We start from the raw sequence: 14409 nt of genomic DNA, 5'->3' as shown, positions 1-14409 counted from the left end.
AGACCGCCGCGGGGGAGCGAATAAGCTCACCCGCCAGGCGATCCCGTGACGCTGGCTAGGCTTCCACCAGCCCCTCGGTCAGCCGCTCGGCCACCCAGCGTTCGGCGAAGCCGTCGCCGCGCGCGTTCTCGATGAAGCCGCAATGCCCGCCCCAGTGCGCGATCTCCAGCCGGGCTACCTCAGGCAGGCGCCAGTTGCGGAAGTCGTCCAGCGGGATCACCGGATCGTCCTCGGCCATCAGGATGTCGGCCGGCACGCTCAGCCCGAGCAGGCGCTCGCCGGCGATGCAGTAACTGTCGAAGTAGGCATCCAGGCTGGCGAAGCCGGCATGACGCTCGGCCAGCCAGGCCATCAGGCCGCGCATGTCCAGCGCCAGGGTGGCGTCGTCGTAGCCGTGGCGGTCGGGGAACAGTTCGCGCTTGCGCAGCAGCGATTCCCGCCACTTGCGGCGGAAATACCAGTCGTAGAACTGCGGGCCGTTCTCGATGCGCTGCATGGTGGTGGCCGGGTCCAGCAACGGACACACCGCGGCCACGTGCTGCAGTGGCAGCCCCGCCGCCGGCGCGCGTAGCGCCAGGCGCAGGGCGAAGTTGCCGCCCAGCGAGTAGCCGGCCGCGAGCAGGGTCGGCGCGGGGAAGCGCTGCCACAGGTCGCAGGCGGCGTTGACCACTTCGTCCAGGCGCTCGGAGTGGAACAGGTCCACGTTGAGGTGGTGGGTGCCGCCGTGGTCGCGGAAGTTGAGCCGGAACACCTGGTAGCCGAGCGCCAGCATCTTCGCCGCGGTCAGGCGCATGTAGCTGGAATCGGCGCTGCCTTCCCAGCCGTGCAGCAGCAGCACGGTGCCACGCGGCGCGGCGCCGGCCGGCACGCTCAGCCAGCCCTGCAGGCGCACGCCGTCGCCGCCGTCGAGGATGTGCGAGGTGGTGGTGGCGCCGCTAGCGGCGAGCAGCTGCTCGCCACGGCGCACGCGCAGCAGGCTGGAACCCAGTACCGATTGGACGTGCGGGTTGCGCAGCCAGCGTGGGGGGGAGTAATCGGTCGCGTTCATGGGGAGCGAGCTTGCACCCGCCGACTGGAGTAATCGGTCAGGCGGTGTGCGACCGGTATCCCGGTGTTCAGGGTTGTGCCATCGCCGTGACGATACGCGCGCGCGAGATCTCGGCGATGCGCCGGCGCCCTTCCACGTCCTGCAGCCGGATCGGCTCCAGGAAATGCACCTCGGCCACCCGCGCCGGCTCGCCGAGCAGGCGCAGGAAGTTGGCGAAGAAGCTCTCGTGCGGTCCGAACGCGACGATCTGCTGCGCCTCACCGCCGGCGCCGTAGCGCAGGGCCACCGGCTGCACCGCGACCTCGGCCTCGACCGCGGCCTGGAAGATGCGCGCATGGAACGGCCCGACGTCCTGGCCGCCGCGGGTGCGCCCTTCCGGGAACACGCCGACCGAGCATCCGGAGCGCAGCCGCTCCAGCATCGCCTGCAACACCCCGCCCAGCGACTCGGTGCTGCCCCGCTGGTGGAAGATGGTCTGCCCGCGCGCGGCCAGCCAGCCGACCAACGGCCAGCCGGCGATCTCGCGCTTGGCGACGAAGCCCATCATGCGCTGGCTGTGCAGCATCACGATGTCGATCCAGCTGACGTGGTTGGCGACGAACAGCACCGGATTGGGCAGCGGCGCGCCGATGCGGCGCACGCGCAGGCCGAAGATGCGCAGCAGCCAGGTCGACCACCAGCAGACCATGCGGTCGCCGAAAGACTCGGTGCCGGCGCGGCCGGGCGACAGCGCCATGCACACCAGCAGGAACGGCAGCGACAACAGCACGTGCAACGCCAGCAGCGGCACGCGGTAGCCGTAACGGACCCAGCGCAGCGCCCCACCGTATTGGCGCGTGGCGGGTGGGGAGAACTCGCTCATTCGGACAAGGGTACCGGAAGCAGGGGCCTAGCGGACAATTGTGTCAGCCCGAAGACGCCGCCGCAGACATGTCGTCCGCGCCCGCCGAGGCACGGTTCAGCCCGGGACCGGGCTCAGCCGCGGTCGACCACCGCCAGGGTCAATCGCGACACGCACACCGGCTTGCCAGCCGCGTCCTCGATGTGGATTTCCCACACCTGGGTGGTCCGGCCCACGTGCAGCGGCCGGGCGGTGCCGGTGACCACGCCGCTGCGCGCGCTGCGCAGGTGGTTGGCGTTGATCTCCAGGCCCACGCAGATGCGTCCCGGCTCCACGCACAGGTTGCCGGCGGTGCTGCCCAGGCTCTCGGCCAGCACCACCGACGCGCCGCCGTGCAGCAGCCCGTACGGCTGCCGCGTACGCGCATCCACCGGCATCGTCGCCCGCAGCCAGTCCGGCCCGGCCTCGGTGAAGACGATGCCCAGGTGCGCGATCAGGGTGTCGCGGCAATCGGCGTTGAGGACGGCGAGATCGGCAGGTTCGCGAAAGGACATTGGGAGGCCGGGATTGGGGATTCGGGAGTGGGGATTGGCAAGAGCGGCATCCCCGGCACGGACATTATCGCGCCAAGACGAGACATCCGGTCGCAGGGATGCGCTTTTACGAATCCCCAATCCCGACTCCCCGGCTTTTCAGCAGCCGAATGGCTGATCATCCCCGCCCCTCAAAGAATCGGCACAAGCCCCGAGCCGAACGCGGTCAACATGCGCACCAGCAGCCACTTGGGGCCGACGTTGACCTCGGGGAAGTCGCCGACCGCGCTGTAGCAGCGGTGGAAGCCCGGGTCGCGCCGGGTCAGCGGCGCCGGGCAGTCGGGGCCGGGCTGGAACTCGTAGTCGGTGGCGTAGCGCCACGGCCAGAAGTCCAGCACCGGCAGCGCCTCGGAGACCTTGCCCATGCTGTAGTTCAGGCCCGACAGCACCGGCGGCTTGACCCGCGGCGCCACCACCCAGGAGTTCTCCGGCTCGATGTCGCGGCCGATGCTGGCCGCCAGCGCCTGCGCGAACGCCGGATCGTCGACGATCACCGCGCCCTCGGTGTTGTAGGTCTCGCTGCGCGGGTCGAAGTTGTGGGTGCCGATCACGCCGACGCGGCGGTCCACCACCAGCGACTTGGCATGCAGGCCCATGCGCGCGCCCTCGCGGGTCACCGGCAGCGGCCGGTTGGCGATGCGCCGGCTCAGGTAGGACGGGCGGGTTTCGGTGCGCAGCACGCGGCGCTCGACCTGGCTGCCGTCGGCGCGATCGCCGGATGGCCCGCCACTGCCGCTGCCGAGCAGCGAACTGCGCCCGGCGGCGCTGCCGCCCAGCAGGCTGTTGCGGCCGCCGCCGGCATCGCCACCGCTCTCGCCGCTGGCCGGCGCGGACGGCAGTTCGCCCTGCAGCGGCGCCGGCAGCAGGTTGGCGTAGTCCACCGGCGCGTCCAGCGGGAACGGCTTGTACTCGTAGATGTCGAAGCCCAGCTCGCGCAGGTTGCGGCGCTTGTACTTGTAGGACAACGCGTACACCACCGGGTTGTCGGTGGCCGCCAGGCTGTTGGTGGCCACCACCACGCGTGGCGGCGGGGTGCGCTTGCGCAGGTCGCGGAAGATTTCCTGCGCCGGGTCCGACAGCACCAGGTACGGCGTCTGCAGGATGATCTCCTCGCGCGCCTCGGCGATCAGCCGGTCGAGCTTGGGCGCGGTGGAGATGGCCTTGGGGCCGTGTTCGCGGCGGTGCTTCTGCGGCAGGTCGGCGACATAGTCCACATGCCTGACCGGCAACGCCGGCAGCACGAAGGCGTTCTCCACGAAAGCCGGATCGGACGCCTCCTCGCTGACCCGCTGCACCCGCTCCGGGCGCAGGAACCGCGCCGGCGGCATCGCCGGCACGCCCTCGCGCAGCAGCAGCTTGCCGACGTCGTTGAGCCGCGCCACCGGCACGCTGCGCCGGGCCGCCCAATAGGCGTCGAAGTTGGCGGCCATCGACCGCGCCACCGGGCCGGCGACCAGCACGTCGCGGTCGCGGAAGTTGTACTCGGCGTCCCAGTCGAAATAGTCGTCCTGGTAGTTGCGCCCGCCGACCACGCCGATCGCATCGTCGATCACCAGCAGCTTGTTGTGCATGCGCTGGTTGAAGCGGCGGAAGCAGCACAGCACGCTGGCGGCGTAGTGGAAATAGTTGGGCTTGGCCAGGCCGAAGGTGGGGTTGTAGATGCGCAGCGAGAAGTTCTCGTGCGCGCCGGCCAGCGCGCCGAGGATCTGCAGGTCGGAGATCGCCGAGAGCTGGTCGATCAGCACCCGCACCTGCACGCCGCGCCGCGCCGCGGCCAGCAATTCGTCCATCACCAGCCGCGCGCTGTCGTCCTTGTCGAAGATGTAGGTCTGCAGGTCGATGCTGCGGCTGGCGCTGCGGATCAGGTTGACCCGCGCCACCAAGGCCTCTTCGCCGTGGTCGAGGATGGTGGCGTAGTGGCGCGGGGCGGCGTCGCCGGATTGGGCGAAGGCCTTGCCGGCCAGCCCGCGCAGCGGCGAGGCCAACGCGCAATGGTCGCTGCGCGTGCAATCGACCTGGCGGTCGCGCGCGGCCTCGGCGATCGCCACGGCACGGCCGTGCTGCGCCTGCGACAGGCTCGCGCAGCCACTGCCGAGCAGCAGCGCCACCACCACCAGCACCCGCATCAGCCGCGATGTCACCGAGTTGCCGCCTCGGTCAGGCGTGCGCGCAGCACGAACGTGACCCGGTCGCTCAAGGCCAGGTCCCACTTGTCCATTCCGTAACGTCCACGCAATACCGTACCGCGGCTGATGACATCGCAATCATAGCCTGGACGGGTGCATGCGGCCGGCATGACGGTCAGCGTCTCGGCGTGGCTGACCCCGCGGATGCTCAGCGTGCCGGGGATCGGTCCGCCCTTGCCCAGCACCTGCGGCGAGAACGGCTGCGAGTCGAAGGACACGGTCGGGTAGCGCGGCGCGTCGAAGAAATCCTCGCCGCGCATCCAGCCGGTGTAGCGCGGCTTGCCGGGGATTTCCACGTAGGCGGTGAACAGGCGCAGGTGCACCTGGTGGCGGCCATCGGCCAGCACGTGCACGGTGCCCTCGTAGCGCGGGAAGAAGCCTTCGATGCGCTGCCCGAAGCGGGTACGGATCTCGAACCCGAAGCGCGATTGCGCCGGGTCCAGGGCGTACTCGCCGGGCGCCAGCGGCGCAATCGCAGGCACAGACGCCACCTGCGCATGGCCGATGGCGCACAACAGACACAACGGCAGCAGCGCGGCGCACAGCGCCGGCCGCAAGGACCTGCGCAGCGGCCTCAGGGCCACCAGAACGCGGTCAACCGCGCCACGCCCGGCTCGATCGCCGCGTCGTGCGGCACCCCGAGCACGGCGACGCTGGCGGTAGGCATGCCACGGTAGTCGCCGGACTGGCCGCTGTGCATCAGCGCCGCCAGCCGCTCCAGGCCCGGATTGTGACCGACCAGCAACAGCCGCTCGACGTCGCGGTGGCCGTCCAGCAGGTCGGCCAGGGTGCCAGAGGTGGCCTCGTAGATGCGCGGCTCCAGACGCTGCTCGACGTAACCGGTCAACTCCAGCACCGCCTCCAGGGTCTCGCGCGCGCGCCGCGCCGGCGAACACAGCACCCGGTCCGGCACCAGCCGCTGTTCCAGCAGCCAGCGCCCGGCCGCCTCGGCCTCGGCCAGGCCGTGCGGCGACAGCGGCCGGTCGAAATCGGCCTGGCCGGTGTCGGCCGGTTCGGCGTGGGCATGGCGCAGCAGGATCACTTCTCGCAAAACGATGGTCATCGGTCAGGCCTTCTTGAGCCACTTGAGCAACGGTTCCCAGTCCTGCTGATGGTCGCGGACCTGGACGGAGTGGTAATCGAACAGGCTGCGGCCCAGCCCCACCAGCACCACGTAGGCCTGGCTGTCGCGCAGTTGCGCCACCACCGGATAGGGCCATTCGGCAAGCATCTGCAGCGCCTGCTGGGTGGCATTGGTCCAGGGCTTGCTGCGATTGAGCACCAGCCCGACCGGCAGCTTGCGTTGATGCACCCGCGGCACCTTGGCCAGGGTGTTGAGGAAACCGACGGTGGCCTCGATGTCCAGCGCCGAGGGCATCACCGGCACCACCACCGCGTCGGCCTCGTCGAGGAAATGGGTCAGATCCTCGGCCATGGCGCCGGCGGCGGCGTCGACGATCACCCGCTGCGCGTCGTCCGGCAGCGCCGCGCGCCAGCTGCGCTTGCGGCTGGCGTCGATCGGCAGCACCGCGCTGTCCAGGCCGGCGCGGCGTTCGGCCCAGCGGGTCGAGGAGCCTTGCGGATCGGCATCGGCCAGCACCGTGCGCTTGCCCGCCAGCGCATAGGACGCCGCCAGGTGCGTGGCGACGGTGGTCTTGCCCACGCCGCCCTTGGAGCCGGCCACCAGGATCGTCTTCATGCACGCCTCGCTTCCGGGGGAAGAGGCCGCAGCGTACACCGGCCCTCCGTCAGCCGGTAGTCAACGTGCAGCACGCCGGCCGACGCCGGGCTTGCTATCGTGGCGGCCCCTCTCCCCCACCGACGCCATGAGCGAGCTGCAGGACCTGGTCGCGCTGATCCGCGCCAACACGCCCCTGATCGTGATCGAGACGCAGGAAGAAGCGCGCATCGTCGATCTGTTCCGGCAGGCGCTGATCCAGGTCTGGCGCGCCCTGCACCGCTGGTCGATCACCGAGGGCCTGCGCCGCATCGACCTGGACCGCGAGGACCCGCCGAGCGGGCCGCCGGACGCCAGCGCGGTGCTGCAGGCGATCAAGCAGGCCGATCAGCGCGGCATCTACCTGCTGCTCGACGTCACCCCGTACCTGGGCTACGCCAGCCACCAGCGCCTGCTGCGCGACATCGTCGAGCGCCGCCACTGCCAGCCGCACGTGCTGGTGCTGATCGGCACGCGGATCGAACTGCCGCCCGAACTCGAGGCGCTGGCGACCCGCTTCAATCCGCGCCTGCCCGACGCCAACGCGCTGCTGAAGATGGTGCAGGAGGAGGCGCAGGGCTATGCGCGCGAGTTCGGCGGACGCCGGGTCGAGGTCGACGGCGACGCGGTCAAGCAGATCCTGCGCAACCTGCGCGGGCTCAGCCTGATCGATGCGCGGCGCATCGCCCGGCAACTGATCTACGCCGACGGCGCGCTCACCGCATCCGACCTGCCGCAACTGGCCAAGCTCAAGTTCGAACTGCTCAACCGCAGCGGCCACCTGCAGTACGACAACGACGCCACGCGCTTCGAGGACGTGGCCGGCGCGCGCCGGCTCAAGCAGTGGATCGCGCAGCGCCGCGCGGTATTCGCCGGTACCGCGCCGCCAGGGCTGGACCCGCCCAAGGGCGTGCTGCTGCTCGGCGTGCAGGGCTGCGGCAAGTCGATGCTGGCCAAGGCCACCGCGGCCGGGTTCGGCGTGCCGCTGCTGCGCCTGGACATGGGCGCGCTGTACGCCAAGTACCACGGCGAGACCGAGAAGAACCTGCGCGACGCGCTGGCCGCGGTCGAGCAACTGGCGCCGTGCGTGCTGTGGATGGACGAAATCGAAAAAGGCCTGGCCAGCGGCGGCGAGGACGGCGGCGTGTCGCGGCGCGTGCTCGGCACGCTGCTGACCTGGATGGCCGAACGCGGCAACGCCGACGGCAGCGCCGGCGTGTTCATCGTCGCCACCGCCAACCAGGTGCACGAGCTGCCGGCGGAACTACTGCGCAAGGGCCGCTTCGACGAGACCTTCTTCGTCGACCTGCCCGATGCGCAGGCCCGGGTGGAGCTGTTGCGTCTGCACCTGACCCGGCGACAGCTGCATGCGGACGCGTTCGCGCTGTCGGCGCTGGCTGCCGCGGCCGATGGATTCTCCGGCGCCGAGATCGAGCAGGCGATCGTCTCCGGGCTGTACGCCGCGCACGCCGAACAGCGACCGCTGGACACCGAACTGCTGATGCAGGAGATCCGCAATACCCGGCCGCTGTCGGTCCTGATGGCCGAACAGGTGCAGGCGCTGCGCAGCTGGGCCAGCGGGCGCACGGTGCCGGCGGATTAGCTGCGGGCGGCGGGCGAGATCAGGCGATGCCGCTGTACGAGGCTGCGCCCGACCCTCACCCCAACCCCTCTCCCGGGGGGAGAGGGGCTTATGCTTCTCCTTCTCCCCCCGGGGGAAGGTGCCCCGAAGGGGCGGATGAGGGTACGGACGCGCGCGCAATGCAGATCGAGGCGCCGCCTTCAGCCCCGACACCTTGCAGCGAGACGTGCCATCGCCGCTACCGCAACGCCCCCAGCAACCACGCCCACGCCGGCAAAGTGACCAGCGACAGCAGGATGCCGTAGCCGACCAGGGCGGCGGCCAGGCGCGGCGCCAGGCGATGCGAGATCGCCAGCAGCGCGGCGGTGATCATGGTCGGCATCGCCGATTCCAGCACGTTGGCCTGCAGCGCCTGCCCGCGCAGGCCCAGCGCCCACGACAGCGGCCAGGCCAGGGCCGGCAGCACCAGCAGCTTCAACAGCAGGCCGGCGGCCAACGGCGCCAGTTCCTCGCGCGGCAGCCGCAACTGGATCGAGAACCCCACCGCCAGCATCACCAGCGGCAGCATCGCGTCGGCCAGGTGCTGCAGACCGGAGGCGATCCACGCTGGCGGCTGCGCCGGCATCAGGGTCAGCGCGAACAACAGCGCCCACAGCGGCGGGAACCGCGCCATGCGCAACATCGTCTGCCGCGGTGACGGCGGCGCCTCGCCGCTGTAGCGCGCCAGTACGTACAGGCCGAAGCTGGACAGCAGCACGAAGGTGCCGAACTGATCGTAGACCACCGCATACGGCAAGGCCGCCTCGCCGAGCAGCGCGCGCACCATCGGGTAGCCGATGAAGCTGGAATTGCCCAGCGCCACGCACAGCAGCAGCACCGCCTGCTGGTCGCGGCGCAGCCGCAACGGCCCGCGCAAGGCCAGCATCGCCAGCGCGCTCACGCCGGTCAGCAGCCACGGCGTCAGCATCAATCCGAGCAGTTCCAGGTTGAACTGCAGGCGCGGCACGTAGATCAGCACCGAGGCGGGCAGGCACAGGTACAGCACCACCCCGTTGAGCACCTCGGTGGTGTTGGCCGGCAGCACGCGCTGGCGCGCGAACAGCTTGCCGAGCGCGAGCATGACCAACATCAGGGCGAACGCATCGAAAGCCATCGGCACAGCACGACATCATCGGGTACGCGGCATCATCGCATGGCATGCGCGCGTGGGCCGCCGAGGCGTCGCGCAGGGCGAGCGACCCAGGCCTCGGTGGCGGCCTGGCCACACGCTGGCCGGCAACGACAGGCAAGGATCCGGCGCGAGTAGCCGGAGCAGCGACTCGGGCGGCGACCGACACGTCCCGCACGCGGCATCTATATGCGGCCGCTGCCGATGCCACGCCCACCTTGCGTCCGACGGCCGGCCGCATGTCCCTGCAGGAGCGATGACGCCGTCTCCAGCGCGATCAACCACGACACACGCCATGCAGCGCTGGGCGTGGACAACCATAGATGCAAGCAGCTTCAGCCGCGACCGGCGCCTGACGCGATCTGCATCCTGCGAGCGCCGATGCAGCCACCGAAGCCGCGCCTACCTTGCGCTTCGCGGCAGGCGGGCTCTCCATGCGGGAGTCAACTGTCATGCAGCGGCGACCCGCGAAGCGGCGCGCTTTCCGATGGCGCAATGCGTCGGGACTGAAGTCCCTCCCACACTGCACCCGGCGAACTCGCCGCAAGCCCCTGTGGGAGCGACAACACGTTGCCCTGTACGATCGGCCACGACCAGCGCCAAGGATTGCGCCGGTCGCGCCGCGCTCCTTGGACGCGCGTGTCTCAGGGCCAGGCCGGCGGCGCTGCCTTCCAGGCGGCCTGCACCTCGGCCAGGGTGGCGCGCTCGTCGTCGCGCCAGGTCGGCAGCAACGCGGCGAAATCGGCGCCGGCGCCCCATTTGTCCGGCCAGGTGCGCGCCGCCGCGGCGTACCACTTCACCGCCTCGTCCTTGCGCTGCAACCGCCACAAGGCCAGCGCCAGGGTCGGCGGGATCCAATCCGGCGCTGCCGGGCGGCCGTTGACCAGGGCGCTCCACTCGCTCAACGCGCGCCCCGGGTCGCCGGCGCGCAGCAGGTCCCACCCGTAGTTCCATTGCACCTGGCGCCGCTGCATGCCGGCGGGCAGTCCATGCAGCGCCGCCTGGTACAGCTGTTCGCCCAGTTCGCGGCGGCCGCCGGCCATGGCGATGCCGGCCAGCTGCGCACGCGCCTCGTGGGCGTCGGGATTGCGCTGCACGGTGCTGGCCAGGCGATCGACCAGGGCATCGCCGCTGCCGGCGATGGCGGTCACCGGACGCGTGGTGCTGCGGTCTTCGTCGAAATAGAACTCTTTGGGTGCCGGCAATGCCTGCGCCCGCACGGTGGCCGCGGTGGCCAGACCGATGCAGGCCAGCATCGCGGCCACTGCGTATGTGTATGCCTTCACTGCTGCAATCCCCTGGAGTGATCCCCTCACCCGGGTCCCATCCTACCCCGCCCGCGCCGGCACGGACGAGAACGAGCGCAAAAATCGCCACTGATACAATCGGGGCGATCGCGCGCGGCAGGCGCTGCGCGCCCGCCAGCCTTCCATCTCCGGGCAAGCCATGAACCGCATCGCCGATCCGCGTCCGTCGTCCTCCCTTGCCGCCGCGACCACCGACGGTGTGGATACCGGCTATACGCTGGAAGACAAGTACACCCGCACCGACGGCCGCATCTACCTGTCCGGCGTGCAGGCGCTGGTACGGCTGCCGCTGATGCAGCAACTGCGCGACCGCGCCGCCGGACTGAACACCGGCGGCTTCGTCAGCGGCTACCGTGGCAGCCCGCTGGGCGGTTTCGACCTGGAACTGTGGCGCGCGCGCAAGCATCTGGACGCGGCCAAGGTGGTGTTCAAGCCCGGGCTCAACGAGGATCTGGGCGCGACCATGGTCTGGGGCACGCAGCAGACCAACCTGTTCCCCGGCGCACGCGTGGATGGCGTGTACGCCATGTGGTACGGCAAGGGCCCCGGCGTGGACCGCTGCGGGGACGTGTTCAAGCACGGCAACGCCGCCGGCACCTCGCGCCACGGCGGCGTGCTGGCGCTGGCCGCCGACGACCACGCCTGCCGCAGTTCGACCCTGCCGCACGGCTCGGAGGACGAGTTCGTCAGCGCGATGATGCCGGTGCTCAATCCGGCCGGGGTGCAGGACATCCTCGACATGGGCCTGCTCGGCTGGGCGATGAGCCGCTACACCGGGCGCTGGATCGGCTTCAAGACCATCGCCGAGACGGTGGAATCCTCGGCCTCGGTGGAGGTGGACCCGTTCGCGCGGCAGATCGTGCTGCCGGAGGATTTCGACCTGCCGCCCGGCGGTCTCAACATCCGCTGGCCGGATCCGCCGCTGGACCAGGAAATGCGCCTGCATCGTTATGCCGTGCGTGCGGCGCAGGCCTTCGCCCGCGCCAACGGCATCGACCGCACGGTGATGGACGCGCCGCAGGCGCGGCTGGGCATCGTCACCACCGGCAAGAGCTACCTGGACGTGCTGCAGGCGCTGGAATACCTGGGCCTGGACGCGGACGCCTGCGCGCGCATCGGCATCCGCGTGTACAAGGTCGGCATGACCTGGCCGCTGGAGCCGCTGGGCATCGCCGCGTTCGCACGCGGGCTGCAGGACATCGTCGTGGTGGAGGAGAAGAAAGCCTTCATCGAGCGGCAGATGAAGGAGCAGTTCTACAACTGGCCGGCCAGCGCCGGCCCGCGCCCGAGCATCGTCGGCAAGTACGACGAGGCCGGCGAATGGATTCTGCCGTCCACCGGCGAGCTGACCCCGGCCACCATCGCCGGGGTGATCGGCAAGCGCATCCTGCGCCTGACCCAGGCCACGGCGCTCGACACCGACTCGATCGAACAGCGGCTGCGCTGGATGGAGGCCAAGGAAGCGGAGATGGCGTTGCCGCGCGCCAACTTCCCGCGCGTGCCGCACTACTGCTCCGGCTGCCCGCACAACACCTCCACGGTGGTACCGGAGGGCTCGCGCGCGCTCGGCGGCATCGGCTGCCACTACATGGTGACGTGGATGGACCGCGCCACCGACACCTTCACCCACATGGGCGGCGAAGGCGTCACCTGGGCCGGGCAGGCGCCGTTCACCGACACCCCGCACGTGTTCCAGAACCTGGGCGACGGCACCTATTTCCACAGCGGCTCGCTGGCGATCCGCCAGTCGATCGCCGCCGGCGTCAACATCACCTACAAGATCCTCTACAACGACGCGGTGGCGATGACCGGCGGGCAGCCGGTGGACGGCACCCTCAGCGTGCCCGACATCGCCCGGCAGATGCGCGCCGAGGGCGTGCACACCATCGCCCTGGTCAGCGACGACATCGGCAAGTGGACGCGGCGCCGCGAGCTGTTCCCCAGCGACGTGGACTTCCACGACCGCAGCGAACTGGACGCGGTGCAGCGGCGCCTGCGCGAGGTCAAGGGCACCAGCGTGCTGATCTACGACCAGACCTGCGCCACCGAGAAGCGGCGCCGGCGCAAGCGCGGCAAGCTGGCCGATCCGCCCAAGCGCGTGCTGGTCAATTCGCTGGTCTGCGAAGGCTGCGGCGATTGCGGCGAGAAGAGCTTCTGCGTGTCGGTGCTGCCCAAGGAGACCGAATACGGACGCAAGCGCCAGATCGACCAGTCCAGCTGCAACAAGGACTACTCCTGCGTGTCCGGGTTCTGCCCCAGCTTCGTCACCGTGCACGGCGGGCAGCCGCGCAAGGGCCGCAAGGCCGACGCCGCGGCACTGCTCGAACAGCTGCCGGCGCCGACCTTCCGCAGCGACCTGAGCCAGCCCTGGAACATCCTCATCACCGGCGTCGGCGGCACCGGCGTGGTCACCATCGGCGCGCTGCTGGGCATGGCCGGGCACCTGGAGGGCAAGGGCGCCAGCGTGCTCGACCAGACCGGCCTGGCGCAGAAGGGCGGCGCGGTCACCACGCATATCCGCCTGGCGCGGCAACCGGAGGACCTGCACGCGGTGCGCATCGCCGCCGGCGAGGCCGACCTGGTGCTGGGTTGCGACATGGTGGTGGTCAACGACTACTGGGCGCTGTCCAAGGTGCGCGGCGACCGCTCGCAGGTGGTGCTGAACACCTACGAGGCGATGCCCGGCACCTTCACCACGCATGCCGACATGCAGTTCCCCGCCGCCGAGATCATTGCCGGCGTGCGCTTGGCGCTGGGCGGGCGCGACCCACTGCTGCTCGACGCCACGCAGCTGGCCACCGCGCTGCTCGGCGACGCCATCGCCAGCAACCTGTTCATGCTCGGCTACGCCTGGCAGCAGGGGCTGGTGCCGCTGTCGCACGCGGCGCTGATGCGCGCGATCGAACTCAACGGCGCGGCCGTGGCGATGAACCAGCAGGCCTTTGCCTGGGGCCGCCTGGCGGCGCTGGACCTGCCGGCGGTACGGCGTGCCGCCGGCCTCACCGATCCTGCCGCGGACGAGCACGAACGCCACGCTCTGGGCCTGCAGCAGCTGCCGCCGGGCGAGTGGGAAGGCCACGAAGCCGGCGCCAGCGCCGCGCCGCGCAATCCATCCAATCCACGTCCGGCGCGCGAACTGCCGGCTGGCGCCGACAGCAGCGAGGCCGGGTACGCGTCGCTGGACGACAGCCGCCTGTCGCGCTCGCTGCACGAGCTGATCGCGCGTCGCCATGCCTTCCTGGTCGACTACCAGGACGCCGCCTACGCCGCGCGCTACACCGCGCTGGTGGAGCGCGTGCGCGCCGCCGAGCAGCGCGTGGCCCCGGCCTCGACCGCGCTGACCGAAGCGGTGGCGCGCTACGCGTTCAAGCTGATGGCCTACAAGGACGAATACGAAGTGGCGCGGCTGTACACCAGCGGCGCATTCGCTCAGCAGTTGCAGGCGCAGTTCGAAGGCGACTACCGCGTGCGCTTCCACCTGGCGCCGCCGCTGCTGGCGAGCAAGGACGAGCAAGGTCGGCTGCGCAAGCGCGAGTACGGCCCATGGATGTTCACCGCGTTCCAGTGGCTGGCCAAGCTGCGCCGCCTGCGTGGCGGCACCTTCGACGTGTTCGGCTATAGCGCCGAGCGGCGCGGCGAACGGCAGCTGATCGTGGACTACGTCGCCACCGTGGACGAACTGCTGCAGCGGCTGCAGGCGGACAACCTGGCGCTGGCGGTGCAGATCGCCAGCATCCCGGAGCACATCCGCGGCTACGGCCACGTCAAGGAAGCGCACCTGCACGAAGCCAAGCAGCGCGAAGCGCGGCTGCTGGCGACCTGGCGCAATCCGAAAGCGCTGCATATCGTGCAGGCGGCCTGAGCGGGAGGCGCAGCGCCGCCACCGTGAGGCGGCGTCGCAGCAGCGGCACCGAAGGCGATCGACGGAACGCGGCGTGGCCCAAGCCGCGCCTGCAACGCTGCCGCG

General features: G+C 70.5%; 11 protein-coding genes. 2 read left to right on the top strand and 9 right to left on the bottom strand.

The genetic code is table 11. The features are described from left to right. Window positions 1-55 precede the first annotated feature (55 nt). The 7 genes from FHR66_RS14460 to FHR66_RS14430 form a co-directional block, all read right to left on the bottom strand. Window positions 56-1048, bottom strand: coding sequence for a YheT family hydrolase (locus tag FHR66_RS14460; RefSeq protein ID WP_160964696.1), 993 nt, complete (start codon window positions 1046-1048; stop codon window positions 56-58). Window positions 1049-1115: 67 nt separating this feature from the next. Then, window positions 1116-1910 carry a lysophospholipid acyltransferase family protein gene (locus FHR66_RS14455; protein ID WP_160964698.1) on the bottom strand — a complete coding sequence of 265 codons (795 nt, stop codon included), beginning with the start codon at window positions 1908-1910 and terminating at the stop codon, window positions 1116-1118. Window positions 1911-2023: 113 nt separating this feature from the next. Continuing rightward, complete coding sequence (locus FHR66_RS14450) at window positions 2024-2443, bottom strand: hotdog fold thioesterase (RefSeq protein WP_160964700.1); 420 nt, start codon at window positions 2441-2443, stop codon at window positions 2024-2026. Between the two features lie 170 nt (window positions 2444-2613). Then, a complete protein-coding gene (locus FHR66_RS14445; protein ID WP_160964819.1) occupies window positions 2614-4608 on the bottom strand; it encodes a phospholipase D family protein in 1995 nt (664 codons plus the stop codon). Window positions 4609-4619: 11 nt separating this feature from the next. Then, window positions 4620-5159, bottom strand: a complete 540-nt coding sequence (locus tag FHR66_RS14440) for a YceI family protein (RefSeq protein WP_425612935.1) — start codon at window positions 5157-5159, stop codon at window positions 4620-4622. A gap of 83 nt (window positions 5160-5242) precedes the next feature. After that, window positions 5243-5719, bottom strand: a complete 477-nt coding sequence (locus tag FHR66_RS14435; protein WP_010340932.1) for a SixA phosphatase family protein — start codon at window positions 5717-5719, stop codon at window positions 5243-5245. A 15-nt stretch (window positions 5720-5734) separates the two neighbouring features. Beyond that, entirely contained in the window at window positions 5735-6367 is a 633-nt protein-coding gene (locus tag FHR66_RS14430) for a ParA family protein (protein ID WP_017913046.1), read from the bottom strand. A 127-nt stretch (window positions 6368-6494) separates the two neighbouring features. Between FHR66_RS14430 and FHR66_RS14425 the strand changes: the two genes are divergently transcribed. Beyond that, the gene (locus FHR66_RS14425; RefSeq protein WP_160964704.1) at window positions 6495-7988 is read left to right on the top strand and encodes an AAA family ATPase; all 1494 of its coding nucleotides are present in this window, start codon (window positions 6495-6497) and stop codon (window positions 7986-7988) included. Window positions 7989-8205: 217 nt separating this feature from the next. Here the strand turns inward: FHR66_RS14425 and FHR66_RS14420 are convergent, their stop codons facing one another. Together FHR66_RS14420 and FHR66_RS14415 are read right to left on the bottom strand one after the other, a co-directional pair. Beyond that, window positions 8206-9120 carry an AEC family transporter gene (locus FHR66_RS14420; RefSeq protein ID WP_160964821.1) on the bottom strand — a complete coding sequence of 305 codons (915 nt, stop codon included), beginning with the start codon at window positions 9118-9120 and terminating at the stop codon, window positions 8206-8208. 659 nt (window positions 9121-9779) lie between these two features. After that, on the bottom strand, window positions 9780-10391 hold the full coding sequence (locus FHR66_RS14415) for a tetratricopeptide repeat protein (protein ID WP_160964823.1): 612 nt from the start codon (window positions 10389-10391) through the stop codon (window positions 9780-9782). Between the two features lie 190 nt (window positions 10392-10581). On the opposite strand from FHR66_RS14415, the gene FHR66_RS14410 reads away from it, so the two are divergent. Then, window positions 10582-14304: an indolepyruvate ferredoxin oxidoreductase family protein gene (locus FHR66_RS14410; protein WP_160964706.1), complete on the top strand. Its 3723-nt coding sequence runs from the start codon at window positions 10582-10584 to the stop codon at window positions 14302-14304. Window positions 14305-14409 lie beyond the last annotated feature (105 nt).

The organism is Xanthomonas sp. F4 (assembly GCF_011761895.1).
The sequence above is the reverse complement of the archived record's forward strand: the minus strand, read 5'-3'. Positions and strand labels throughout refer to the sequence as shown.

Excerpts from the sequence above, each read along its gene's own strand:
- FHR66_RS14460 (WP_160964696.1), bottom strand. The coding sequence starts at position 1,048 with ATGAACGCGACCGATTACTCCCCCCCACGCTGGCTGCGCAACCCGCAC.
- FHR66_RS14455 (WP_160964698.1), bottom strand. The coding sequence starts at position 1,910 with ATGAGCGAGTTCTCCCCACCCGCCACGCGCCAATACGGTGGGGCGCTG.
- FHR66_RS14450 (WP_160964700.1), bottom strand. The coding sequence starts at position 2,443 with ATGTCCTTTCGCGAACCTGCCGATCTCGCCGTCCTCAACGCCGATTGC.
- FHR66_RS14445 (WP_160964819.1), bottom strand. The coding sequence starts at position 4,608 with ATGCGGGTGCTGGTGGTGGTGGCGCTGCTGCTCGGCAGTGGCTGCGCG.
- FHR66_RS14430 (WP_017913046.1), bottom strand. The coding sequence starts at position 6,367 with ATGAAGACGATCCTGGTGGCCGGCTCCAAGGGCGGCGTGGGCAAGACC.
- FHR66_RS14425 (WP_160964704.1), top strand. The coding sequence starts at position 6,495 with ATGAGCGAGCTGCAGGACCTGGTCGCGCTGATCCGCGCCAACACGCCC.
- FHR66_RS14420 (WP_160964821.1), bottom strand. The coding sequence starts at position 9,120 with ATGGCTTTCGATGCGTTCGCCCTGATGTTGGTCATGCTCGCGCTCGGC.
- FHR66_RS14415 (WP_160964823.1), bottom strand. The coding sequence starts at position 10,391 with ATGCTGGCCTGCATCGGTCTGGCCACCGCGGCCACCGTGCGGGCGCAG.
- FHR66_RS14410 (WP_160964706.1), top strand. The coding sequence starts at position 10,582 with ATGAACCGCATCGCCGATCCGCGTCCGTCGTCCTCCCTTGCCGCCGCG.